Source organism: Streptomyces sp. NPDC048192 (assembly GCF_043202415.1).
GTDB lineage: Bacteria > Actinomycetota > Actinomycetes > Streptomycetales > Streptomycetaceae > Streptomyces.
Genome location: NZ_JBIDAL010000013.1, coordinates 232,658 through 256,143 on the forward strand (window position 1 = coordinate 232,658; position 23,486 = coordinate 256,143).

At 69.0% G+C, this 23,486-nt stretch carries 16 protein-coding genes and 1 pseudogene; 3 read left to right on the forward strand and 14 right to left on the reverse strand.

All coding sequences use genetic code 11. From position 1 onward, the window contains the following. Positions 1–7 precede the first annotated feature (7 nt). The 4 genes from ACGFZN_RS27830 to brxD form a co-directional block, all read right to left on the reverse strand. Complete coding sequence (locus ACGFZN_RS27830) at positions 8–730, reverse strand: YcnI family protein (protein WP_393861228.1); 723 nt, start codon at positions 728–730, stop codon at positions 8–10. 34 nt (positions 731–764) lie between these two features. After that, entirely contained in the window at positions 765–1,460 is a 696-nt protein-coding gene (locus ACGFZN_RS27835) for a hypothetical protein (protein WP_393861229.1), read from the reverse strand. Between the two features lie 235 nt (positions 1,461–1,695). Next, complete coding sequence (locus ACGFZN_RS27840) at positions 1,696–3,894, reverse strand: DEAD/DEAH box helicase (protein WP_393861230.1); 2,199 nt, start codon at positions 3,892–3,894, stop codon at positions 1,696–1,698. After that, positions 3,894–5,243 carry a BREX system ATP-binding protein BrxD gene (brxD, locus tag ACGFZN_RS27845; RefSeq protein WP_393861231.1) on the reverse strand — a complete coding sequence of 450 codons (1,350 nt, stop codon included), beginning with the start codon at positions 5,241–5,243 and terminating at the stop codon, positions 3,894–3,896. The genes ACGFZN_RS27840 and brxD overlap by 1 nt, the downstream gene beginning before the upstream one ends. 284 nt (positions 5,244–5,527) lie before the next feature. Between brxD and ACGFZN_RS27850 the strand changes: the two genes are divergently transcribed. From ACGFZN_RS27850 to ACGFZN_RS27860, 3 genes are all read left to right on the forward strand, one after another. Further along, on the forward strand, positions 5,528–6,253 hold the full coding sequence (locus ACGFZN_RS27850; RefSeq protein WP_393861232.1) for a DUF4839 domain-containing protein: 726 nt from the start codon (positions 5,528–5,530) through the stop codon (positions 6,251–6,253). Positions 6,254–6,425: 172 nt separating this feature from the next. Then, positions 6,426–8,243 carry a DUF262 domain-containing protein gene (locus ACGFZN_RS27855; RefSeq protein ID WP_393861233.1) on the forward strand — a complete coding sequence of 606 codons (1,818 nt, stop codon included), beginning with the start codon at positions 6,426–6,428 and terminating at the stop codon, positions 8,241–8,243. After that, the gene (locus ACGFZN_RS27860; protein WP_393861234.1) at positions 8,240–9,292 is read left to right on the forward strand and encodes a CBS domain-containing protein; all 1,053 of its coding nucleotides are present in this window, start codon (positions 8,240–8,242) and stop codon (positions 9,290–9,292) included. Before ACGFZN_RS27855 ends, ACGFZN_RS27860 begins: the two co-directional genes overlap by 4 nt. A gap of 150 nt (positions 9,293–9,442) precedes the next feature. Here ACGFZN_RS27860 and pglZ read toward each other — a convergent pair whose 3' ends face one another. The 10 genes and pseudogenes from pglZ to ACGFZN_RS27910 all read right to left on the reverse strand — a co-directional run bounded on the left by pglZ (position 9,443) and on the right by ACGFZN_RS27910 (position 23,464). Then, positions 9,443–12,364, reverse strand: a complete 2,922-nt coding sequence (gene pglZ / locus ACGFZN_RS27865; protein ID WP_393861235.1) for a BREX-2 system phosphatase PglZ — start codon at positions 12,362–12,364, stop codon at positions 9,443–9,445. Continuing rightward, a complete protein-coding gene (locus ACGFZN_RS27870) occupies positions 12,361–16,254 on the reverse strand; it encodes a phage resistance protein (protein WP_393861236.1) in 3,894 nt (1,297 codons plus the stop codon). Before ACGFZN_RS27870 ends, pglZ begins: the two co-directional genes overlap by 4 nt. A gap of 759 nt (positions 16,255–17,013) precedes the next feature. Next, positions 17,014–18,003 carry a hypothetical protein gene (locus ACGFZN_RS27875; protein ID WP_393861237.1) on the reverse strand — a complete coding sequence of 330 codons (990 nt, stop codon included), beginning with the start codon at positions 18,001–18,003 and terminating at the stop codon, positions 17,014–17,016. A gap of 22 nt (positions 18,004–18,025) precedes the next feature. Beyond that, on the reverse strand, positions 18,026–19,318 hold the full coding sequence (locus ACGFZN_RS27880; RefSeq protein WP_393861238.1) for a hypothetical protein: 1,293 nt from the start codon (positions 19,316–19,318) through the stop codon (positions 18,026–18,028). After that, positions 19,315–19,677: a hypothetical protein gene (locus ACGFZN_RS27885; RefSeq protein ID WP_393861239.1), complete on the reverse strand. Its 363-nt coding sequence runs from the start codon at positions 19,675–19,677 to the stop codon at positions 19,315–19,317. Before ACGFZN_RS27885 ends, ACGFZN_RS27880 begins: the two co-directional genes overlap by 4 nt. 304 nt (positions 19,678–19,981) lie before the next feature. Next, positions 19,982–20,749 carry a hypothetical protein gene (locus ACGFZN_RS27890; RefSeq protein ID WP_393861240.1) on the reverse strand — a complete coding sequence of 256 codons (768 nt, stop codon included), beginning with the start codon at positions 20,747–20,749 and terminating at the stop codon, positions 19,982–19,984. A 105-nt stretch (positions 20,750–20,854) separates the two neighbouring features. After that, positions 20,855–21,313: a hypothetical protein gene (locus ACGFZN_RS27895; protein WP_393861241.1), complete on the reverse strand. Its 459-nt coding sequence runs from the start codon at positions 21,311–21,313 to the stop codon at positions 20,855–20,857. A gap of 120 nt (positions 21,314–21,433) precedes the next feature. Continuing rightward, the gene (locus ACGFZN_RS27900) at positions 21,434–22,141 is read right to left on the reverse strand and encodes a hypothetical protein (RefSeq protein WP_393861242.1); all 708 of its coding nucleotides are present in this window, start codon (positions 22,139–22,141) and stop codon (positions 21,434–21,436) included. Positions 22,142–22,252: 111 nt separating this feature from the next. Next, a pseudogene (locus ACGFZN_RS27905) lies at positions 22,253–22,492 on the reverse strand (SAM-dependent methyltransferase); the annotation flags it as partial. A gap of 96 nt (positions 22,493–22,588) precedes the next feature. Further along, on the reverse strand, positions 22,589–23,464 hold the full coding sequence (locus ACGFZN_RS27910; protein ID WP_393861243.1) for a hypothetical protein: 876 nt from the start codon (positions 23,462–23,464) through the stop codon (positions 22,589–22,591). Positions 23,465–23,486 lie beyond the last annotated feature (22 nt).

Genomic DNA, 23,486 nt, shown 5'->3' on the forward strand with positions numbered 1-23,486 from the left:
AGGCCCTCTAGGACCGGGCTGACCGACTCCGTACGATCGCGAAGGCGCCGGCCGCGAGCCCGAGGACACCGACGACCAGACCGGCGATGCCGAGTCCACGGGCGGTGGAGTCGCTGGCGTCGGCCGCCGCCTTGGCACCGGCGGGGGCGGTGGCGTTCTTGGCGGGCGCGGAGGCAGAAGCAGTGTCACCGGTGGTGAGCTTCAGCACCGGCGCCGGGTTCTCCGGCTCGTCACCGCCGGCGGCCGGCTCCTCGATCCAGCGCGCGACCTTGCCGTCGGAGTAGGTCTGCAGGGTCTTGAACACCAACGTGCCGGTGTCGTCGGGCAGCTGACCGAAGGCGACGTTGAAGTCCTCGTACTGCCCGGCGCCGATCTTCCCGCCGCTGAAGGTGATCTCGGAGGCGGCCTCGGTGATGGTGCCGTCGTCGGTCTTGACCGGCGTCTTGAGCTTGGTGGTGGTGACCTTGGCGGTCCAACCGTCCTGCGGGTGCACGAGCACGCCGAGGACGGGGTGGTCGGTGGGCAGGAAGACCTGCACCTTCGTGGTGGAGGCGCTGTCCTCCTCGTTGGGCACGCGGAAGGTCAGCACACCGTCGGTGGCTCCCTTGGCGAAGCTCTCGGGGTGGACGGTGACATGCGCGGAGGCGGCACCGGCGGCGAGCAGGACCGTGGTGACGGCGAGGGCGGCGACAGTGCCGGCGCGGCGGGCGGTGGGATGCGATGCGGACATGGGTGAGTCGATCTCCGTACGGGTGATGTGTCCTTCAGGGGCAGAGCGAGTACGGGATCGGTGCCGGGGGTCCGCGTCTGCTGACGGCGTGCCGCAGCAGGGTCAGCCGGGGCGGTTCGGGGTCGGCGGGGACGCGCGGGGCGGCCCCGGCGGGAGCGGGCAGCGGGGTGCCCCGCCACCAGGCGACAAGACCGAGCACCAGCGTCCCGGCCCGCCGCAGCAACGACCACAGCGCGGCCTCACCCCGCCAGAGCCACCAGGAGGCGACCAGGGCGGCGAGGAGGTGGGCGGCGGTGGCGTGGGCGGTGAGGTGGGGGTGGACGGTGGCGGCCATGTGGAGGTGCATGGCGGGCATGGGTGCCATCACGTGACCGGACATCGGCGGCGCCATGACATGGCCGGACACGAAGCCCGTGGCCGGGGCGCCGCCGTGCCCTGACATGGCTGCCATACACGGCACACCAACGTGCCTCACACTGCCGTGGGCGGCGTCGAAGCCGAGGTGTAGGCCCGCCTGGACGAGCAGCATGGCCACGCCGATGCCGGACAACGAGCGCTCCCGCCCGCCGAGAAGCCAGCCGAGAGCGAGCACGGCGGCGAAGGCGGCCGCATCGGCCCACAACGGCGGCATGTCGCCCATGGCGAGCCCGTGCCCGGCGGCTGCGAGCAGCACGCACACCGCGGAAAACACCGCGGCACGCAAACCTCTCACCGCCGGGGACGCGCTCATGGTGAGGGATCCTCCCACGGATGGATGTTACGTACGGCACCAATGCGCCGTTCACCGCCACGGCGACAAGGCCCGTCGGGACTGGTACCGGTAGAGGGCCCTGCCGCAAGCCACTGACCAGGAATGGGCAGTGCAGTGTCCGTCTGGCCGGGTTCTCGGGCCAGACAGACATCTCTCACGAACGCCGGCGCGCAGGGTGAGGGCCGCCAGGAACGAATGAAGCGGGGAGCGCCGGTCAGGATCCGTGCTGGAACCGCACCGGCTCGCACAGCACAGCCCGGGCGCTGTCGAAGTCGGCCAGCCGAGCGGCCACTGTGGCGACGGCGAGACGTTCTGGGAGAGCAGCGGAGAACTTCAGCCCCCGTACGGCTCGGTGGTGGACATCAGGCAGGACTAGGTTGTCACCAATGTCCTCACGTGCCACCCGCCAGGCGGTCGGAGTGACATCCTCGCGCAGGCGCAGCCAGCAGTCTGTGGGGCGCTGCAGGGGGTCGGTGACTGATCGGAGCGTCGCGGCGAGGGTGGCGTTGGCGCGGTAGCCGGCCCAGGTCCACCACCGCACGTCATTGCCGACGCGCGTGATGAGCGTGCCGCCCGGATGCACTGTGTCGCTAGCGTCGCTCTCACGCTGCTCCGCCAGGCACGCGTCAGCACGGCGAGTGAGTGACACGGGCGGGTCCGTGCCCAGCAGGACCTCACGCATCGCGCGGGTCAGGGCATAGGACAGTCCGGCGATGCCGCCGTTCATCCACTTGGCGATGCCGCCGCTGTCAGCAGGTTCGACGAAGACGCGTTTGCGGAGCCAGTCGATGTACGTGACCTGCCAACTGCGTCCGCCGAGCAGCAGCCGCCGAGGGCCGGGCCGCTCCTCGGTCAGCACGGACGGATCGGTGCGGCCGATCTCGGTGCGGCCCGACAGGACGGTGAACTGCGGCGGCGCGGTGAAAGACGCCGTCAGTTCGATGAAGTGCCGCTTGCCGAAGCGCTGTTCCGCGTTCGGACCGATGAAGAGCATGCCGCCGTCGGAATCCAGGAAGCCTTCCTCGACAAGAAAGCGCAGGACAGGGGCCGCTGACCGGTCGAAGGGGGCAAGGCCGTTCCACTGCTGGTCCCACAACTGATTACCCAGCACGTGCTGTTGCAGCGTGACGGCCAGCAGTTGCTGGGCCACGAGGTGCCGTGGTTCGGGCGGTGGGAGGACCGGTTCCACCCAACCGCGTGACCACAGCAACAGCAGTCCGGCTGCCTGCAGCAGTGTCTCCTTGCGGGTGGTGAGGAAGAGGCAGTTGCGTACTGTGCCGGCCCGCCGCCCGGTTCGGCCGATACGTTGCAGAAACGAGGCGACTGTGCCCGGTGTGTCGATCTGGATGACGCGGTCCAGGTCGCCGACATCAATGCCGAGCTCCAGCGTCGAGGTCGAGACGATGACGCAGTCCCGCGCTTCGGCGAAGGCCTGTTCGGAACGCGTACGTTCATCGACGGAGAGAGAGGCGTGTGACAGGAAGACGGTCACCTCCCGCGCCCGTAGCGCTGCGCCCAGTTCCTCGACCTGACGGCGCGAGTCGCAGAAGACGAGCCGCTTCTCTCCTCGGTGCAGGGCCGCGATGAGCTTAGCGGCGTTGTCCAGGGAGCCCACATAGTCGAGTTCCACCTGGCCCGCTGGTCTCGGAAGCTGTGCCACAGCAGCCTTGTCGCCATTGCCCGTACGACCGGATACGGGCAGTACGACCCCGGGAGCCACAACTCGCCCGGTACGGCTCCCCGCGGCCGCCCCTTGCAGCCAGTGCAGCAATTGCTCCGGGTTGCCGACGGTCGCCGACAGCCCGACCCGCTGGATACGCCGCCCGGTGACCCGTTCCAGGCGTTCGAGGACGGCAAGCAGGTGCCAGCCCCGGTCGTCACCCGCGAAGGCATGCACCTCGTCGACAACGACGGCCCGTACGCCACCCAGCAGCCGGGCGTGGTCGGTCTTGACGCCGATCAGCATGGCCTCGAGGGATTCGGGGGTGGTCAGCAGGATGTCCGGCGCGTCGGTCCGGATGCGCTGCCGCTGCGACTCCTTGGTGTCGCCATGCCAGAGCGCGGCGCGCCGCCCCAGCCACTGGGCGTAGGTGTCGACACGGCCGACCAGGTTGTTGAGCAGCGCCTTAAGCGGGCACAGGTACAAAACTGAGGTACCCGTCCACTTCTGCTCGGTCATGGCCGACAGCAGAGGAAAGCATGCGGCCTCGGTCTTGCCACCCGCCGTCGGCGCGAGCAGGACGGTGTCCTCGCCGTCCATGAGTGGCGCGATTGCCTCCCGCTGGAGGGGGCGCAGGTCGGGCCAGCCGAGAGTGTTGACGATGTGGTGCAGGACGACGGGGTCGAGCCGGTCGAGTACATCGGCGCCCTCCCTGATCGGCCCGGCCGCGTCCGGGCTGTCGACAGCCGCCATCACAACTCCAGGTCGATGCCGTCGGCGGACGCGGAACCGCCGGTGACTGTAGCGGCCAAGTTCCGCTCCACGTCGGTGAGCTCGCTGTTCGCGACCGTCAGCTTGTAGTGCTGTCGGGGATCGAAGTCGTCGAACTGGTCCACGCGGTCGAGGACGTCCCCGACGAGCTTCTTCAGGAACAGTCGGGGCGCCACCCCGACCTTCCCACCCAGCGCTCCGCCGACGGCCCGCGCGAGGTCCGCGACATAGGCGTCGTCGACGACCGTCCGGACGCGCACGGGTGACGTGGCGGCGTCCGCGTACAGATCCCGGATGGTGACGCCGAGGCCGACGAGGGACTCCTGGGTGAAGCCGGGCAGCCGGATCTGCACCGCACGGGGATTGTCGAAGCGCGGGTCGGTGGTGAAGTCGGTGGCGAGCCGCTGGGCGAGCGGGGCCAGGCGCTGCACGCCCTGCTGGCCGTCGTAGAAGGCCGGCGTGCCGGTGATGACGAGGTACAGGCCGGGGAAGCGCCCGGAGTGCACCTCGTCGATGAGCTGCCGCAGCGCGTTGAGCGCCTTATCGCGGGCGTCGGAGCGGACTCGTTGCAGGGTCTCCACCTCGTCGAGGACGACGAACAGCCCGGTGTGCCCGGAGTCGCGCAACACGGTGAGGAGCCCCTGCAGGAAACCGAGGGCCCCGAAGTGGTCGAGGTCGCCGCGCACACCGGCGGCCCTGCGTGCGGAGGCCGCGACGTGGGGCTGGCCGCCGAGCCACGCCAGCACGGCCGCAGCGGTCGCCTCGTCCCCGTCGGCGAGAGCGGCCCGGTAGCCGCGCAAGGCGGTGGCGAACGACGGAGCGTGCCGGGAGACCTCGGCGAGCCGTGCGACGAGCAGCTTCTCGACCTCGCCCGGCAGCTCGTCCTCGGCCGCCCCGGCGGCGAGAGCATCCTCCTCCAGGGCGTAGAACCAGGCGTCGACCACCGGGCGCAGGGCGCTGGGCGGGAAGCTGGAGGTGGTGAGGCGCTCGGTGAGCCGCCGGTAGACCGTCTCCAGCTTGTGCAGCGGCGTCTCGTTCTCGGAGATCTGGATCTCGGCCACGGCGAAGTTCCGCCGCTTGGCCCGCTCCCCCAGCCAGCGAGTGAAGAAGGTCTTACCGGAGCCGTACTCACCGCGCACTGCCTTGAACACCGACCCGCCGGACGCGACGGTGTCCAGTTCCGCATCGAGTGCCGCCTCGAACCGGTCGAGACCGGTGGCGAGCAGATCGAGCCCGCTCTCGGGCACGGCCCCGCGGCGCAGGGCGTCGATGACGGTACGGCGGCGGGCGGCGCTGACCTGGGTGGGGCGCTTGGATCCGGTGGTGCTCACGGGGACCAGTGTCCCATCTTCTTGCACATCAGTGCCTCGGCAAGGTGCACGATGTGCAGTTCGTAAGCACCAGGCCGGTCTCACCGCGAGGTCGCGTTCGTGCCCTCAAGGGTTCACGTTGATCGTCCAGACGGCAACGCTCGACATGTGCCGCGTCGTGGCGTGTCTGTCCCTCCTGTCGGCGGGGCACCGGCGGCGCATCGGCACTCCGCGCGGAAGTCGCCGGGTCCCTTATGCTGCGCGAGGCAGTTGGTATGAGCAGGTGATTCGGGGGGCGGAGCCGTATGGCCGACGAGATCAAGTACGAGTACAAGACCGTGCAGACAGTTCGCGGCACCGACGGCTTGGTGATCTCGAAGATGCAGAAGGATGGCTGGGAGCTCGTGGAGCAGGCGCAGGGCAAGCTCCGCTCCACCCTCAACTTCCGCCGGCCGAAGAAGCCGCAGCCGTGGCTCCTGATCGGCGTGGCGGCCGCCGTCCCAGTGATCCTGGCCATCGTCATCGGCGTTGCCTCTGCACTCAGCCACGGAGGCGAGAAGAAGGACAGAGCAGACAAGCCAGCGGTGGCTGCGGGCGAAAAGCCTTCCGCCGCGCCGACCCCGAGCGCGACCAAGTCAGCTGCCACCAAGGTGATTACACCCCAGAATGACCCGAAGTTCGCGGCACTGCTGAAGGCGGACTCGTGCGACGATGCGAACCTGGACTTTGCGACCAGACACAAAGGTCAGACGATCGCGTTCAACGGCTCGATCGTGAACATGACACCTCACGGGGACTACGACACCCGCTACGACTTCCTCCTGGGTCCTGGCGACAAGGGACCGAACACGACGGTCGGCCCCGCCTTCAAGTATGAGAACGTCAACACCTCCGACCTGAGACTGACCGGCAAGAACATCCCCGCCACCGTCGGCACAGGCGACAAATTCCACTTCGTCGCGAAGGTGGGAGAGTTCAATGCGGACCAGTGCCTCTTCTTCCTCGAACCGATCTCGACGGAAACCCGGTAACCACGATGAGCGGTGCCCCCTACAGGGCCTGGCCGGACTCGCTCATGGGGGCGCCGGACCGGGACCGGGATCCTGATCCCGGCACCTGTCTCTGCGAACCGGCTTGACCGTCACCTCAGAGCACTGCTGGAATCACTCTCCGTACAGGTAACAGGGCGGGGAGTGGAGTCACATGGCGGCCCTCGACAACGTGAAGCTCAAGGACGTACTGGCGGATGTCGCCTCGGGCTCCTTACAACTGCCCGACTTCCAGCGGAACTGGAAGTGGGACGACGACCGGATCCGGGCGATCATCGCGACGGTCACGCTGGACTACCCGCTCGGCGTCGTGATGACGCTGCAGACCGGCGGCGCCACCCGGTTCCGGTCCCGGACCCTCACCGGCGCACGGCCGGACGGGGATCCGGCGGCCGATCTTCTGTTGCTGGACGGGCAGCAGCGCCTCACCTCCCTCTTCCAGGCCCTGTGGTTGGACGCCCCGGTGGAGACGGCGGACGCCCGGGGCAAGCCCATCCAGCGGTGGTACTACGTCGACATCGCGAAGGCTGTCGGGCCGTCCGCGGACCGCGACGAGGCCATCGTGTCCGTCCCGGCCGACAAGGTGCTCCGGACGGACTTCAACCGCACCGTGGTGCTGGATCTGAGCACCGCCGAGGCCGAGTGCGCGGCCGGCCTCTTCCCCTTGCACTTCGTCTTTGACGCGCAGCGCGTGAACGATTGGAAGAAGGCGTACATCAAGGCGGACGAGGACCGGAACTGGGACCTGTGGGGCCAGTTCGACGAGGCGGTCCTTCAGCAGGTCCGCGCCTTCCAGGTGCCGATGATCCGGCTGGCCGCCTCCACCTCCATGGACGCCGTCTGCGCGGTGTTCGAGCGGGTCAACACGGGCGGTGTGCCCCTGAACGTCTTCGAACTGCTCACCGCGACCTACGCCGGGGACCGCGACTACGTCGAGCGCACCGGGGACTACTACCAGCTTCCCGAGGTGTGGCGGGAGATCAAGCAGGCTCTGGCGAGTAAATACCCCGTTTTCGGCCGTCTGGAGAGCGGCCTGGAGAACGGGCTGAGCAGCATCGACTTCCTTCAGGCCATCGCGCTGGTGCGCACCTGGGAGCGGAAACAGCAGGGCCTTGGGGCCACGGTGTCCTGCAAGCGCCGCGATCTGCTGGACCTTCCTCTGGCCGACTTCGTGCGCCTGGCGCCCAAGCTTGCCGACGCCTTCGCCTGGGTGGGCGACTTCCTGGAACGGCAGTGCATCGTCCGCCCGGCCGACCTGCCGTACAAGACGCAGCTCGTCCCGCTCGCGGCCGTCCGCGCCATCCTCGACACGGCGACCGACGGACTGGGGGCGGCGGAGAAGATTGAGCAGTGGTACTGGTGCGGAGTACTCGGTGAGATGTACGGCGGCTCCACGGAGACGCGCTTCACCAAGGACGTCGAACAGCTCGTCCCCTGGATCGCGCACGATGAGAGGGCACCCGAGACCGTGACGGAGGCGTTCTTCTTCGCCGACCGCCTCGACACCCTCACCACGCGCAACAGCGCCGCCTACAAGGGGATCTACGCACTGCTGATCAAGCAGGGCGCTGTGGACTGGCATCACACGGACGCCCCGCTCAGTCCCGGCCGACTGGACGAGTACAGCGTGAACATCCGACAGATCTTCCCCAAGACGTGGTTCCGGCGAGGCAACAGCCATGGGCTGCCCACGAGTTCGATCGTGAACAAGACACCCCTGTCCTACCGTGCCGCAATGGACATGACGGGTGCGCCGTCCTCCTACCTGGCCACGATGATCGCCGCGTCCGACATGCGTCCCGAATGGTTCGACGACGTCCTGACCACCCACCTGATCGATCCGGACGCCCTGCGCGAGAACGACTACGAGCGCTTCTACCACGACCGCTCCAAGCAGTTGCAGGACCTGGTCCACTCCGCCATGGGCAAGAAGACGATGCTCCGCGACCTGCCGGAGGACGACGCCCGATGACGACCATGCCTCACGAGCAGGACGTCGCCTCGCTCAAGGGCAGGACCGTGTCCGTGCAGGAGATCCTCGACCTGTTCCAGGTCAGGGTCCGCGACCACCGGACGGTGCACCGGATCTCGCAGGCCCTGACGGACGCCGGGCTGACCACGCTGCCGGACTTCGCCGTCTGCGGTCTGCGCAGCACCGTCGACGTGGTGCCGCTGGCGGCCGTTCCCGCGCAGCGCACGCCGGCCGAACCGGAGGGTGAGGCCGACGAGGCGGACGAGGCTCTGCCCTCGCACGCCCTGCCGCAGCGGCTGCTGCTCGGCGACGTCCCGTCGGCACGGCGCGGCCTGGTGTCCGTGGGACCCGGCACTCCACTGTCTCAGACGACCTTCCTCATGCACACCAAGGGCTACTCCCAGATCCCGGTGACCACCGGCATGACGCAGGTCCACGGGGTGGTCACCTGGGGGTCTGTGGCCAAGATGTACGGGGCAGGGAAGCCGCCCACCCTGGACAACGCGATGGAGAAGGACGAACTGCCCGTCTTCGACGCCCGCCAGGAGTTCTTCGCCGCTCTCCCGGTCATCCGCGAGCACGGCTACCTTCTCGTCCGCGGCGACGATGGCTGCCTCTCGGGCATCGTCACCGCCGCGGACGTCACGGATCGATTCGAAGGCGCGGCACGCCCCTTCTTCATCGTGGGCGAGATCGAGTCATTGCTGCGCCGCTGCCTGGGCTCGGCACTCGACACAGAGGCCATCAAGGCGGTCCAGACGAACAAGAAGCCGGAGCACCGCACCGGCCAGGTGTCGGACCTGATGTTCGGCGACTACCTGAGGCTCCTGGACGGCGACCAGACGAAGCAGTCCCTCGCCGAACGGGCCGACCGCAACTGGGCAGCCTTGAAGTGGCCCAACATGCCCAGGGAACAGTTCATCGGCCTGTTGAAGCGGGTGAAGGACATCCGCAACCGGATCGCGCACTTCGACGAGAAGCCGCTTCCACCGGAAATGATCGACGAGCTGACGACTTTCGCGAAGGTGCTGCGCGAGTTCGCGCCGTGAGGTAGCGGGGAGGGGGCGAGAACGGCACCGACCTTCCCCCCAGGAGCAGTGGGCCGCCTTCACCGCCTACGCGCGTAAGATCGCCGTCTGACGACGGACCAGACTGGGTTGCCTCCAAGACGAGCTCTGGAGGCACCCCGAGTCGTCGCCTCAGCCCGCTCCGACAGCGAACTGCTCGCGGAGCAGCGCCTCGTGGAGTCGCAGGGTGCGGCCATCCGGCAGGGTCTCCAGGACCTGTACGCCGTCGTAGTTGAGGAGTTGCCGCAGGACGGCGGCGAAGCCATCGCCCCGGGTGACGGGCATACCGGCGCGCTGGGCGAGCGCGGTCACAGGCAGGGTGCCGCCCGCGTCCAGCAGGGCGGCGAGCGCCTTGTGGACCTGCTCCTGCTGCGGCTTGCGGGCCAGGCCACCGAGCTGCGCCTGGTATGTCTCCGAGTCGAGCAGCGCCGTCACCAGCGTCTCGGTCCGGGAGACGACAGCCGGAGTGAGCAGGGCCTCGTCTCCACCGGTGGTCAGCGCCACGTCGAAGAGTGTGTCGTGGGTCCGGGCGACTTCCGCCTGATCCTTCTTGGCCTTCCCGGTCGGCTTCTTGGGAGCGGAGACCGTTGCGGCCGCCGGCCGGGCGGCGTACTCGCTCGGCAGCGGCGTCCTTCCGGTCTCCTCCGGGGCCCACCAGACCGGCCGCTGGTCACCCAGTTCCCGCCACCCCTTGGGGGGTTCCGCACCGAACGGCAGGAAAGCGAGTACCGGGATGGTGACCTCGGCAAGGGAGGCCCCGCCGTGGTAGCCGGCCTTGAGGGCGGTGTAGCGGGAGTCGGCGTCCCAGAGGGCGACGACGGATGCGCCGGGTTCGGGCCAGACCACCCGCGGTCCGGACAGGGTGATCTCGCGTTCGGCAAGTGGGCCGTCGCCGGGCAGGCGGTGGCGGGCGGACGCGGGATCGGCGGCGGTGTCGACCTTCGTGCCGTGCCGGTCGACGACGTGGCCGTGGTCGCTGGTGAGGACGACCGCCATGCCCTGGGTGGCGGCCACCCGCAGCAGGTCGCGCAGGCCGGGCACGTCGTCGACGCGCCAGGCGCCGTCGCCGAGCTTCTGCTCCTTGGCGAGCCGGTCGTCGATGGCGTTGAGGACGACGGCGACGTGGGTCCTGCCGTCGCCCAGCGCCTCGGTGAGCGCCGGGCCGAAGGTGTCGCCCGCGGTCTCGGTGCGCAGGTCGTCCTTGTGGAACACGGCGGCCGGGGCCCCGCCCCACAGCTTCAGTGCGGGGAAGAGCCGCTTCTCGTCGGCCTGGCTGCCCTTCATCAGGGAGCCCGCGAAGAGGGAGGTGCGGGAGACGGCCGTCACTGTGGGCAGGGCGGCGGCCATCGCCCGCCGGTGCGGGGTGTCGCCCTCGGGCAGCGGGTCGAACTCGGCCCAGGAGCGGCGCAGTCCCTCGCCGAGTTCGTTGGCGATGGCGGCGCTCATGCCGTCGAGCACGAGCAGCAGCACCCGCCGCTCCTCCCCACGCCGCGCGACCGGGCCGACCACGCGGTCGAGGAAGGTCTCGACGGTGAGCATGCTGCCGGGCTGGGTGCCGTCCTCCGTCCAGGCGGCCAGGGAACGAGCGAAGGACGCGTCGATCTGCCGGCGCCGGTCCCTGACGCGGGTGTCGAGGGTGTCGTAGGCGGCCTTGAGAACGGGGTCCGGGTCACCACCGGCCTCGATGTGCTCCAGGGCAAGGTCCACCCAGCCGGTCTCGGCGACGTGCCGCTGTATGGCGTCAGCGACAGTGGGGGCGTCAGCGGGCGGATCAGTGGCCAGCCAGCGGGCGAGGCGCTGGCCCATGCGGGCGCGTTCGATGCGGGCGGCCTCCTCGGGCTCGGCTGCCAGCCGGTGGTCCTCCAGGACACGGACGGCGTCCGTCACCGCGGCCGTGTCGCCGGCCGCGAGGGCTCGGCCGACGGCGGTGAAACGGGCCTCGAGTCCACCGCGCAGGACCGGGCTCGCCGCCACGGCCTCCTCCGCGCCGAACTGGCGGGCCAGCGCGGACGCCCGGTCGAGCACGATGCCGGTGGTGCGGCGTGCCTCGCGTGCCTGCTCGGCGTCGGTGCCGCCGGTGCGGTGTCCGGTTGCCAGCAGCGTGGTCACGTGCTCCTCGGCGGCCCTGCCGAAGACCGTCACCAAGGCGTCGAGCTGGTCGCCGGTCGTCGGGGGCTGGTCGCCGAAGTAGCGTTCGGCGCGGCCCCGCGCCCGGTAGGTCTCGGGGGCGGCCTCGGCGTGCTGCCACAGCGCCGCGCAGACCAGCCCGAAGGCGGCGGCGTCCGCGCCGCGTTCGGCGTCAACGAGGGCGAGGAGCGCACGACCCGCCAGGCCCGCCTGGTCGTCCTCGCCGAGGAAGTCGGCCAGTCCTGTACGTTCGGGACCACGCAGGCTCAGGAACCGCTCGGGGGCCCCGGGCCGGGTCGACCAGTGCAGCAGAGCCTGGGCGTCGAGCCGGTCGTCGCCGGGGCGGCGCGTGCCGCCCTCGGTGTCGTAGCGGCCCAGGCGCAGGCGGCGCTGGGCGAGCGCGGTGAGGGCGTACTGGCGGGACAGCCAGCCGCCGGGGACGGCCGACCAGCCGCCGGGCGGGGTGGCGTCGAGCAGGGCCTCGGCGGCCCAGTTGACGTCCTTGAGCCGGGGGTCTATCTGCCGGGCGCCGAACGCCTCGCGGACGACGTCCCAGCTGTCGACCGTGTCGATGCGCATCTTGTGGACGCGGGCGAGGATCGCCGGGTCAAGTTCGTGCTGCTCCCGGTCGGTGAGGACGACCAGGACGGCCGGGCCGGGGCGGCGGCCCGCCAGGTGGTCGAGGACGAGTTCGTGGATGGCGAGCGGGGACGGCGCCACCGCGACACCGGCCGCGAGGCCCTCGCCCCAGACTGGTTCGGCGGGGCCGTCCCACTGCGGCGCCGACCGCAGCAGCACGACCCGGCGCCGCCCCTGTTCCTCCCCTGTCAGGGAGGCGGCGAGATGTGTCTGGGAGGAAAGGTACTGAGTGACGGTCGCGGTGTTCAGCCGCACCGCACCCGGTGCGGTGATGACGGTGTCCGTCATTCGATGACCTGCCAGGTGATCTCGATGGTCGCGTTCGGGTGGCGGGCGGCCAGTTCGGCCAGCTCCGCCTGGAGGTCGGCGGCGGCCCGGGACACGGTCGTGTTCCGGCGTCCGGACTTCCGTGCCGTGCCGCCACCGCTCGCCGGGGAGGGAGTCTCCTGCGGCTGGGTGTACGGGATGCGCGGGTCGCTGGTCGGTGTGTCCAGTGACAGGTCACCGGCCGAAGAGGGCTGCGGAGAGACTGGCGCGGGCGGCGGAGTGGCGGCGGCCTGGGTGCGCTTGATCAGGGCGACGACCTCGCGCTGGGTGCGGGTGAGGGCGTCGCGCAGGTCGGCGGTGCGCTGGTCGTCGCGGGCCACGTTGCGCAGCGAGTCGAGCAGCGCCTCGCCCTCGGGGCCGAGCCCGGCGGCGAGTTCCAGGGTGCTCCAGGGGGCGGAGGCGACGGCCTCCGCGACGGCACGGGCCTTCTTGATGGAGGTGCCGTACCGGTCGGCGCTGGTCTCGCCCAGGTCGAAGGAGGCGAGGGCCTCCACGGTCTTCTTGGCCCCGGCCGCGCCCTTGCCGGCCTCCGCCGTGAGGGCGTCCAGCAGTTCCAGGGAGCGGCGGGCGAGGGCGAGCCGTCCGGTGTCGGCGGTCTGGTCGAGACCGAGGAAGGTGCCGTGGGCCTCCAACTGGTGTACCAGGTCGGCCGCGTGGTCCCGGTGGGCACGGGCGGCCTCGATGATCTGGCGGGCGAACTGGTTGACCATCCGGCCGCGCCGCAGCGCGGGCGGCTTCGCCCCGAAGATCGCCTCGAAGCGCTGCCGTGCTGTGTCCCAGTCGGACTCGGCGGGCAGCGGCTGGCTGCGCAGCGCGTCGTGGTCCTTGATCGCGGACAGTTCGGGCGCGGGGTCGAGGACGGTGCCGCCGCGCACCCACACCCGGTCGTCCATCTCGGCGAAGGCCGCGACGACGAGCCGGGCGAGGAAGTCGGGCAGGCCGCGCGGCTCGGGCTTGTCTGTCCAGTCAGTGAGCGTGATCAGGGACAGGTCCCCCGTGACGCCCTGCGAGCGGGCGAGCTGCCGGAAGTGGTCGGCCCAGTAGCGGGACAGCTCGAAGTACGCCTCCTTCTGCTGTCCGAGGCGCAGCGGTCCGGCGATCCGCTGCATGAGCTTGCGGTCGGCGGCCGGGACCTCCACCCGCCCGTCGCGCGCCTCGGCGGCGGCCCGGACGTGGGTGAACACCTTCTTGGTGTCGGCGGGCTTGACGGCGGTGCCGGTGGCGTCGGGGTCAAGGTCGGGGTGGGCCGGGTACTGGTGGGCGAGCAGCTTGCCAGCGACGTGCCGGATGCCGTCGTGCAGGCTCTGCCCGAAGGACAGGGTGAGTCCGTCGACGTCGGGCAGCGCGACGAGGTGGTCGTCGAAGTCGGGCACGACGTCGGCGGCATGCTTCTGGGCGAGGCCGTACGCCTGCTTGAAGGCGCCCTTGACCTGCTTGAGCAGGGCCTCGCGCTGGGTTTCGAGGAGGCCCTTGGCGCGGCTGCGGTTGTCGGCGTTGAGGTGGCCGGCGTACTGGGTGTCGAAGCGGTGCTCGTCGGCGAGGGCCTTGTCGATGACGACGAGGCGCCGGAAGTCCTGGAAGCGCTGCGCGGACAGGTGTGCGGGCAGCCAGGCGACGGTACGGGACCGCTCGCCCTGCTGGCGCTCGCGCAGGCGCTGGATGCGGTTGACGTCCTCGACCGGGCCCCACTCGCCCTCGTCGAAGGGGAGGTCTATGGCGATGCGCCAGCGGCCCTCCTCCTGCGGCATCAGGTCATGGTCGGGCAGCTCGTCCTCGTCGGCAACGTTCCCGAAGACGATCTCGGCGGTGCGGGCGGTACCGCGCCAGGTGAAGCTGAGCTGGTCACTCAACTGGCCGTGCTCGACGCCCAGTTCCTCGGAGAGCAGGCGGCGGGCGAGGGCGACGCGGTTGCCGGGGTTGTCGTTGACCTGGGCGTTGGCGATGACGGAGTCCACGTCGACGCCGGACAGTTCGAGGCGGACACCGGGGTTGGCGTCGGTGCCGGTCTCCTTGATCTCGGGGAATCTGGCCGCCCACTCGGCGACCTTGTTCTTAATGATGCCGACCTCGGCGCCCGGAATGGGCGCGAGGACGGAGCCGTGGTTGAGCGCGCCGAGCCGCCGGATGGTCAGCTCGGACAGCGCGGGCACGCTGGGCGCGAGCGCGGACAGCAGCAGCGTGCACACCAGCCGGTTGTCGCCGACGAACATCTTGCAGCCGTTGAGCCGCTTCTGGTCGGTGATGGACTCGGGCCGGTTGCGGTACTGCTCGACATCGTCCTCGGTGATGTCGTACGAGCTGAGCAGGTAGGGCCGCAGCTTGGTCTTGTAGAGCTTGTCGGCGGCCTCGAAGACGACCTTCAGGCTGTCGGTGAACGGCTTGTCGCCGCCCTCCGCGATCACCGGGTAGAGGTCACCGACGGGGACGAGCTGCCCGAGGCGGATCTCGTTGCGGTGGTCGGCGAGAAGCTGGCCCATCAGCTTCAGACCTGTGCGGGAGCGCTGCAGCGCGGACGAGATGTGGACGAGGGTGTCCATGAACGCCGGCGAGAACGGGTACGTCAGCCGGAACGACTCCGCGTCCGCGCCGGTGGTGCCCTTCTCCGAACCGAGCAGGGTGTCCCACACCTGGGGGCCGACCCGCTTGGTCTGCTCGAAGGCCGCGTCGACCAGCTTGGCCGACTCGTCGTCCTTGGGCTTGAGGAGGCGGGCGTGGGCGATCTGCGGGAGGTTGCGGTCCTCCAGGGTGATCTTGTCGAACCGACCGGAGGCCAGGTTCAGGGTGTCCTGGATGGACGACTCGGCCGCGCCGGACACCTCCTCTCCGACCAGCTCGCGCAGGTCGCGCTGGCGGGCGATGAACGACACGACAGGGATGGCGCGGCGGGCGTCGCCGCCCTCCACGAAGTTCGTGATCTTGCTGGCCTCACGGGCCACGAACTTCTGGTCGTGGATGAGGGTGGCCAGCCACAGGATCAGCTCGTCCATGAACAGGATCAGGCCGTCGTAGCCGAGCGACTTGGCGTGCTCAGCGATGACGGAGAGACCGGCGTCCAGGGAGATGAAGCCGTGCTCGTCCTCGGCGGCGTTCTTGGTGAAGCCGGGGAGGAGGTTGGTGCCGGCGTCGTTGACCAGCTTGGCGCGCAGCTCGGCCGGGGTGGAGGGGTTGGTGAGGTTGAGCGGGACGCCCGCCTCGTGGTTCTCCTCGGCGGCGAGCGCGATGTCCAGGAGCTGCGGGGTCCAGGCGAAGCCCTCGCCCCACTCGTCCTCCTCCCCGTCGTCCGCGTCGCTGCCGCCCAGTCCGCGGATGACCGCCTCGTCGCCCGTGCTGGCACGCAGCGCGCGGATGTCGGCGAAGAGGGAGTCGGTCCGGTACACCTGCGGGGTCGGAGCGTCCGGGTGCAGCTTCTTGACGTGGTGCACGTACCCGCCGAGCACCCGCTGTTCCAGGGCCTTCGCGCCGAGCATGTGGTACGGCACGAGCAGGAACTTCTTGCCGTCCGTGGTCAGCCACTCGTGCTTGGTCAGCACCGGGTCGAACTCGGTGCGGGCACGGGCGGCCGGGTTGCCGCTGAGCAGCGCGTACAGCACGGCCATGAAGTGCGACTTACCGGAACCGAAGGAGCCGTGCAGATACGCCGCCTTCGAGCGGTGCCCGTCCAGCGCCGACTTGATGAGGTCCAGCGCCTCGTCGAAGTTCTCCAGCAGCCGCTCGGTGACGACGTAGTCCTTGAGCGCGTGCTGGGCGCCCTCGGGTGTCGTCGCCTCGGCGAGGGACAGCACGAAGTCCGAGGTGGAGATGGACTCCTTGATGTCGATGACATCGCGGAGGAGGGGCGGCTGCTGGGCCATTGCCGGTCACGCTCTCCATCTGGTGGCCTCCGCCACCGTTGTTCTCGATCGTGTGGGTATCTGGTTGTCGGTCGGCTGCCCGATCGGACCCTCGGTTGGTCAACGGTATGGCGACAGAGAAGCAGACTTGAAGTACACCGTGTCGCGTCTCGAGGAGCTCGCCGAGGCCATCCGGACCGAGGTCGGCCCCGGCGGGCATCACGCACGCCATGGAGCGCCGGCGAGAGCAGGGGCGTCTGCACGAGGCGGTGCAGTGGTGTGAGTCCGAGTACAAATGGCACGCTCTGCGCCGACCGCCTGGTCGTGGTGAAGCCCTGAGCCGAACACGGCCCGCCCCCCTCTCACTGTCTGCCCTGGTCGTCCGCCGCAAGACGCCGACGACAGGCCGCTTTCCGTAGCGGTGACGTCAGTCCACCGGACGAGCGCCCGCTGCCCCTCGCGCTGTATACCCGCTCGATGCCGATCGATCAACCGGCACCACCCGGACGCGGGCAGCAAGGTCAGCCGACAGCCCTGGCGCCGACGCCGGAAGCACCCCACTCCACCAGCAGTACCGAAAACAGGTGCCAGTGCGGAACCATTTTCCGGTACAACCAGGAATGCGGTGTCACAGATGACCATAAACGCTGGCGAGGCCCGCACAAACCTCGTGGTTCAGCAGCCGGCCCTGGCCTCGGACACCACCTCGCTCCCCCGCCCGCAACCCCGTACACGTGGAGCAACGAGGACGCCACCGAGCGTGTCCCGTCGGCGGACGGTTCAGACGCGATGGAACACGTCGAGCGGGCCGTAAGCAGTCGGCTCGCTGTCGGCCAGCTCGGGATGGCTGCCCACGCGGTCCCGGAGGATGCCGACGGTGTCGGGCCACACGGTGAAGTGCGCTCCGTCGCCGACGAGGATGCGGTCCCAGTCCTCGGAAGCCGAAACGCCGGCTCGGTCGATGACGAACCCGCGACAGTCGGCCGCATCCTGATCGAGCGTGCGCACCAGTGCCGCGACCGCCTCCTCACGGTCGGACACGGGGATGTCGGTGAGGCGCAGCGTGATGCTCTGCGTCGTCTCGTCCGTGCGTCGCACGATGCCGGTCAGGGACTGGTCGTAGCCCTTCCAGCAGGTGAACTCGATCTTCGAGTATCGATCGTCGGCCAAGGCGGCGGCCAGGGCTGCGCCATCACCCATCAGCGGCTCACGCTTTCCGACCGGCGTCTCACGGAACCCGAAGAGAGCATGGGTCAGCGGGTGCACGGCGGAGAGCCCGGCATCCTCCAGATGCGTGAGGAGCTGATGGGCACGCGCGCTGTCCAGTTTCGGCACGTACCAAGTGAAGAAGCCCGCAGCCTTGGACGGGGCCGAAGCGGGGGCGTGGTCCGGGAACTCCTCCTGGAAAATGCGCCTGGCCCGTTCGTCGGGCACGACAGGGACCGTGTAGTTGTTGGCCCGGATGTGGTCCAGGAACTCCTGCGGCAGAGCAGCGTGGTGACGACGTACGTAGTGCGTAAGATCGACGGGCCAGAGCCAGGTGCCATCCGTCATCAGGGATCCGGAGCCGGCGATCCACTCTTCGCCGGTGAGGACGTCGCGCTCGGCGCCCATCGTGGTGTAGATCTCCAGGGCCGATCCCAGGTAGGCGAGGATACGGTCCTCGTCCCAGGGCCCACTGTCCTGTACGGCGTCTCGCAGCGACGGCGCATCGTCTGCCGCGGTGCCCTGGCCGCCGATCTCCCGGTAGAAGCCCGCTCGCTTGATCATTTCCACTCCTGTGAGCCTGCCGCTAGTGGGCCATGGGCAGGTAGGTGCGCCAGTAGCCATTGTTGCCGATGGTGGGGGTCTGGTTGAGTCCGAGTTGGGGGGAGGTTCCCACCTTGCTCGTGGGCGCCGTCACGGGCACGCCGAGCTCGTTGGCGACGGACTGAGCGAGAGGCAGCTCGGGCGGTCTCGCGTCGGCGCCGGAGTAGCAGGAGATGAGGCGCACCGGTTCACCGTGGTAATTGGGATTGCTGCGGATCGCGTCCGCGATGTGGTTGGGGTGCACCTCGAAGTCCGTGAGGGTCTTCCCCGCGGCGTTGACTCGGCCGGGGACGAAGACCCCCTCGTCCGTGCCGTGGACGACCACGTCGTGCACGCCGGGGACACGAGCGACCCGTTGCAGGTTGTTCAGGGTGCGTTCGTCGTAGCCCACTGTGGTGGTGTTCTTGCCGAAGTAGACCGGGTCGCCCGAGACCAGCTCGTAGTCGCCGGGCCGCGCCGGTGCGGCTGGAATCTTCGAGTCGGGAGACTGGATCAGCTTCCACGTACGGGACTTGCCCATCTCGTCGAGCGCCGCGCTGTTCAGCCGGAAGCCGTTGAACAGGCCCTCCATGCCGCCGTTCTCGGTGACGATTCGGGCTGTGCTCCCACCTGCCCCGAAGGCGCCACCGAACGCCATGCCGTAGAGGGCGGAGTCGCTCACCTCGTCGAGGCTGAGGCCCTTGCTCTCGCCGGTGGCCATGGCGACGGGCTGGGTCACGGCGAGGTCGACGGTGATCGATTCGAGTCCACCGATGGCGGCCGTGGCGAGGGTGGTGCCGGCGATGGTGGCGATCTCGGTGGACACGGTCACGCCGAGCGTGGCGGACAGCTCCAGGATCGAGGCGGTGGCGGCTGCCGCGGCGCCCTCGGAGATGCCGAGTGTGAAGACCGCGAGGGCGGTGCCGGCGACGATGGTGGCGCCGACGATCTCCAGCTCGTGTTCCAGATGCTTGACGGCCTTGTGGACGACGTCGGCGTACTGGTCGAGGGCCTTGGCCATATCGCGGGCGCCATCGATCATGTCCCGGAGCCAGCCGTGCCCCTCGTAGTAGTAGCGGCGCCAGAAGGGGTCGTCGAAGGCGGATATCGCCTCGCCTTTGTTGTTCTCGATGATGCCGCGCGCCGACTTGTTCGCGGCGGCCGTCACGTCTTCCAGGTCGTCGGCGAAGTCCCGCCAGGCTTTGGCCGCGTCGCGCAGACCCCCTTCGTCGGCATCCGGCCACCACATGCCGGTCAAATCCTGGACGATCTCTTTGGCCTTGTCGGCCGCGCTCACTGCGCGCTCCCCTTGCCGTCGTGCGGGGCGGGCTGGATCTTGCTGAACATCGAGCGGACCAGTAGTTCGTTGTCGATGTGACCGTCGGCCATGTCGGTCATGGCCGCTTCGATGCTGGCCAGGCCGAGCGCGAGAATCCCGGCGGCGGTCTCCATCCTCTTGACGTGCGGGCCGTAGTGCTCGTGGAACTTCTTCCCCTGCTCGTCGTCACCCCACGGCGATCCGGCCGCCGCCAGAGCCGTCTTGAGCTTGGTCAGCGCCTTGGCGAGGTCGGAGCTGTGCGTGTGGAAATGCGGGGCGGTCGCCTTCAGATCGGCGATCTTGATGTCGAGTATCTTGCCGTCGCTGTGGTCGCCCATGGCGTCTTCTGCTCCCCCTGAGTCGGCTGACCGGCCCGAAGACGGTAGATCACCGAGCCGGTTTGCTCTCGCGATCCAGGTCAAGCAGTGGCAAAGTTCCGATCAAGGCGCGCAAAGAAAGAGGGCTCTGCTGCCCGCCAAGTGATCACCGAGGACTGGCACGCCCCGGGGGGAAACCGGGAGATCGTTCCGCTTGCCTTGCCCCGCCCCAGCATCCCGAGGTTCGGACGTGGCTTCCCTGTACTCGGCGATCGGCTCGACCGGGCAGCAAGCGGACACGGCCCGCCGCACGCCCGCTGCGGGCTCAGTGCAGTGCCACTTCCCACGATCCCGGGTTGCCGGCTTCTTCCCCACTGATCGGGCAGCCATCCATCCAGGTGCCGAATCCCGAGGGGTCCTTGCCTTCCGTGGACCAGCCGGCATGCGTGAACTGCGACAGGTCCGCCACGTAGCCGGACGACGTGGAGACGCGCAGCGGAAGCCGGACGGAGACAGTGCGGCCATGTATCTCCGGCCGGGCTTCCACGTCTCCTCCGACCACGTCATTCGATCCGGATACGTGCACGAACCAACGCAAGCCGAGGTACTGCATGCTCACGGCAGGTTCGTCCATGTCGTCCAGACCATCGCCCAGCCACGTCCAGTAGGTGGCGTCCGCGTCAGAACCGGGCTCAGGAGCGTTACCGGCGAGCGTGTAGCTCACCGTCACGCCCTTGCTGTCACGGACCACACTGGCCTCCTTGATCCGCAGATACGCCGGCGGCTGCGAAGACGACTCCGTGACCGAACCTCCCGCCGCCGTGAAGAACAGGTTTTTGGCCTGTCCCGTACAACGGGCGGACATCACCCGCGGGACCGGTCGGGCTGACGTCTTGAGCGCGGTCTTCGTCGGTGCAGGCTCAATGGATGAGCTCGCAGAGGGAGCACCGCGGCGATGGTCGGCCTGCGGCGTTGCGGCCTCGCCGCTGGACGCCTCGCCGATGGCAATGATCCCTGCACTCGCACACAGGACGGCCAGCAGGGTTCCCAGGCGACGAACACGCTGCCCGGACAAGAAGGACGGGGGGATCACGGGGGCTCCAACAAGTACAGACCGACCGGGATGGGTCAGGGCCGCTGACTCAGAAAACGTTCCGATGAGGCGCGCAGCAGGCAACCGATGGCTGCCGGCTCTCACTCACTCCGTCGCCGCCGAAGCGTCGACAGACCTCTGCTTCTCGTCGACGCCCAAAGGTGCGGACTTGCCGGCCTGACGGACGCCACGCCGGTCAAACGGACCGAGCATACCGGCAGACCCGGCTCCAAGCGCGAAAAGCAGCGCAACCGCCCCAGTGCCCCAGCCCTTCGCGAGGACGACAACCGGTGCCTCCGCCGCCACGGCGGTGACGACCGCCGTCATCCAAGCCTCCCGTCGGTGGGACGGCACGAACGGACGCTCTTCTCCCCACGCGGACGCGAGCGCGAACGCGGCAGCCGGGGCCACAGCAGCACATCCGACGAACCACGCCCACCGCCACTCGGCCAGAGCCCACATCACGGCGGTCCACACCAGCCAGCCGACCACCACAACGGCGCAGATGGCGACCAGTACAAGGCATCCCTGCGTCGCGTCATCGCGGTTGGCAGAACTAGCCATATCTCCTCTTGTTTCGAACGATGTCGCCCTCATGCACGCCGACCGAGCGGAGGACTTCCTTGGTGCACGCCCGTCGGCCGAGCTACCGCCTCTCAGGCCAGGCGGCTCTCGCAGCCCGGCCTACTTGCGGGCCGCGGCCTCGTACCGGTCGACCTGGTCGCGCAGGAGCTTGGTGGCCGTGTCGGCTTCCGCGTTCGTGAGGCCGCCGGTGCCGACGTTGATCAGGGTGGGCCCGTCGAGGGTGAACTGCTGGAGCAGCGTGGTGCCGTCGCTGTCGATGCGCACACCCAAGGACCGGTCGCCGAGCTTGTCCACGCTCATCGGCGAGTACTTCAGCACTGACCCCTGATAGGTCTCCTGATGGCAGGTCTCGAGTGCCTTCTCCATCGCAGCGAACGACTCGGCGGCATCGCTCGCGCTCGTGTACTGCCGGATGCCCACAGTCGCAACCGTTGCGGTCAGCCCTCCGCCCTTCTCGAAGCTGCGGGAGACCTGAATCCGGGCCTTGTGCGGCTGACGGTAGTCGCAGAAGGTCTTGTCACCAGGGCTGGAGTCGCCATCGGTCGACCAGCCGGCAGGCATCTGCGACAGCGACAGCAGAGCTGATGTGAGCTGCCCCTTGCTGAGGAGCACTGCGTGTGGCGTCGGAGAGAAGGACGCCGGGCTGGACCCGGCGGAGCTGTTCGGCGTGGCAGGCTTCGCAGCCGTGGGTGTGGCGGTGTTGCCACACGCGGCAAGAGCCATGGAGATGGCGAGAGCGCCCAGCACGTCGATGCTTTTCCGGTGAAGCACGGAGATCCCCCGATATGAAGAAGGAGTGGAGAGCATGGATGGTATGTGAACTTACATGTTCATGAAAACTGAACTACTTCGGGGTGGGGTCGGCGGGCAGGGAGATGGACTTCGACCTACCGTGCGCCGCCCCAGGTGCCGGGTCCCTCATGGCGCGACCGCACGGACAAGGAGCATCCCGATGTGCCCGGGGTAAGGCGCGTCGAGGACCCACGCGTCGGCCGAGGCGGACCCGGCCCGGGTGAGCAGGCGCTCCCAGACGGCCGGGCAGTAGCGGTAGCGGTAGGTGAACATCGCCTTGCCGGCGAAGCCCCCCTTGTCCATGCCCTGCGGCCCGTACGCGCCGGGGATGGCCGGAGGCTACGAGAACGCGAAGTCACCCCCGGGTAGCGGCGAAGGTGTCCCGCGGCTGCGAACCTGGGCCCGCACGTCCATCAAAGACGGAGGGCGGGCACTTGGGCAGCCAGGAGGCCACTTGTGGGGTCAGGACCTGGGTTCCTCCAGCTTCACGGCAGCGGTGTCCGTGCCGTGCAGTTCAGTGTGTGCCGTGACGAAAGACTCGCGCTCTTCCACAACTTCACCGTCCACGACTGCTCCCTCCGTAGCTCGGTGCGACGGGTCCGCCAGTGGCAGGCCGGCGAGGTGCTTCTTGAGCCTCTTGGCCATTGGAAGGTAGGTCGCGAAGGTAAGACCGCCGGAGACGGCAGCCCCTACGAGAGGGATGGCCTTCGAGACGGCCTTCGCGAACGACTCCTTCGTCATCTTGACGCCGATGTAGGCCGCGACCTTCTTCACTATGGGATAGACGACGCCCTTGGTGAGCGCCTTCTGAGGCAGCTTCTTGGCGACCTGCTCCGACATCATTCCCGCGACCTTCCCCACAGCGGCGTTCGCCGACTGGGTGCCGAACATCACGCCGAAGAACAGCGTGAGCACCCCCACGGTCGCGTCATCGACGTCATCGCCCTCGTCGGAGAACAGCTCGGGCCAGCTGTACAGATAGGCGAGCTTCTGCGCGACACGCAGCATGTGGCCGACGTACTGTGCCAAGTCGGCGGGCACCGTGGCAGGAAGGGCCAGGATGCCGGGTATCCCGGCCGCAGCGGAGAGGGCACTGACCTTGGCCGTCTCGTAGCGGATCGAGTCGTTGGCCGCTTTCTCCAGAACGTCGACGGTGATGCCCGCCGCAGCGGGGGTCTCCTCGATCGCTATGCGGATCTCATCCTCGGTGCAGTGGCGCGCCAGCGCCGTCCGGAGGTACGCCTCCCGGTGGATACGCACACCGGGGAGCTTGGCCGCCGCCAGTAGCACCGTGAAGAAGCGCGACTCGGGGTTCTCGACCTCTTTACCCTGTTTCATGGCAAGAACTTACAGTCGCTCC

Excerpts from the sequence above, each read along its gene's own strand:
- ACGFZN_RS27830 (WP_393861228.1), bottom strand. The coding sequence starts at position 730 with ATGTCCGCATCGCATCCCACCGCCCGCCGCGCCGGCACTGTCGCCGCC.
- ACGFZN_RS27835 (WP_393861229.1), bottom strand. The coding sequence starts at position 1,460 with ATGAGCGCGTCCCCGGCGGTGAGAGGTTTGCGTGCCGCGGTGTTTTCC.
- ACGFZN_RS27840 (WP_393861230.1), bottom strand. The coding sequence starts at position 3,894 with ATGGCGGCTGTCGACAGCCCGGACGCGGCCGGGCCGATCAGGGAGGGC.
- ACGFZN_RS27850 (WP_393861232.1), top strand. The coding sequence starts at position 5,528 with ATGGCCGACGAGATCAAGTACGAGTACAAGACCGTGCAGACAGTTCGC.
- ACGFZN_RS27855 (WP_393861233.1), top strand. The coding sequence starts at position 6,426 with ATGGCGGCCCTCGACAACGTGAAGCTCAAGGACGTACTGGCGGATGTC.
- ACGFZN_RS27860 (WP_393861234.1), top strand. The coding sequence starts at position 8,240 with ATGACGACCATGCCTCACGAGCAGGACGTCGCCTCGCTCAAGGGCAGG.
- pglZ (WP_393861235.1), bottom strand. The coding sequence starts at position 12,364 with ATGACGGACACCGTCATCACCGCACCGGGTGCGGTGCGGCTGAACACC.
- ACGFZN_RS27870 (WP_393861236.1), bottom strand. The coding sequence starts at position 16,254 with ATGGCCCAGCAGCCGCCCCTCCTCCGCGATGTCATCGACATCAAGGAG.
- ACGFZN_RS27875 (WP_393861237.1), bottom strand. The coding sequence starts at position 18,003 with ATGATCAAGCGAGCGGGCTTCTACCGGGAGATCGGCGGCCAGGGCACC.
- ACGFZN_RS27885 (WP_393861239.1), bottom strand. The coding sequence starts at position 19,677 with ATGGGCGACCACAGCGACGGCAAGATACTCGACATCAAGATCGCCGAT.
- ACGFZN_RS27895 (WP_393861241.1), bottom strand. The coding sequence starts at position 21,313 with ATGGCTAGTTCTGCCAACCGCGATGACGCGACGCAGGGATGCCTTGTA.
- ACGFZN_RS27900 (WP_393861242.1), bottom strand. The coding sequence starts at position 22,141 with ATGCTCTCCACTCCTTCTTCATATCGGGGGATCTCCGTGCTTCACCGG.
- ACGFZN_RS27910 (WP_393861243.1), bottom strand. The coding sequence starts at position 23,464 with ATGAAACAGGGTAAAGAGGTCGAGAACCCCGAGTCGCGCTTCTTCACG.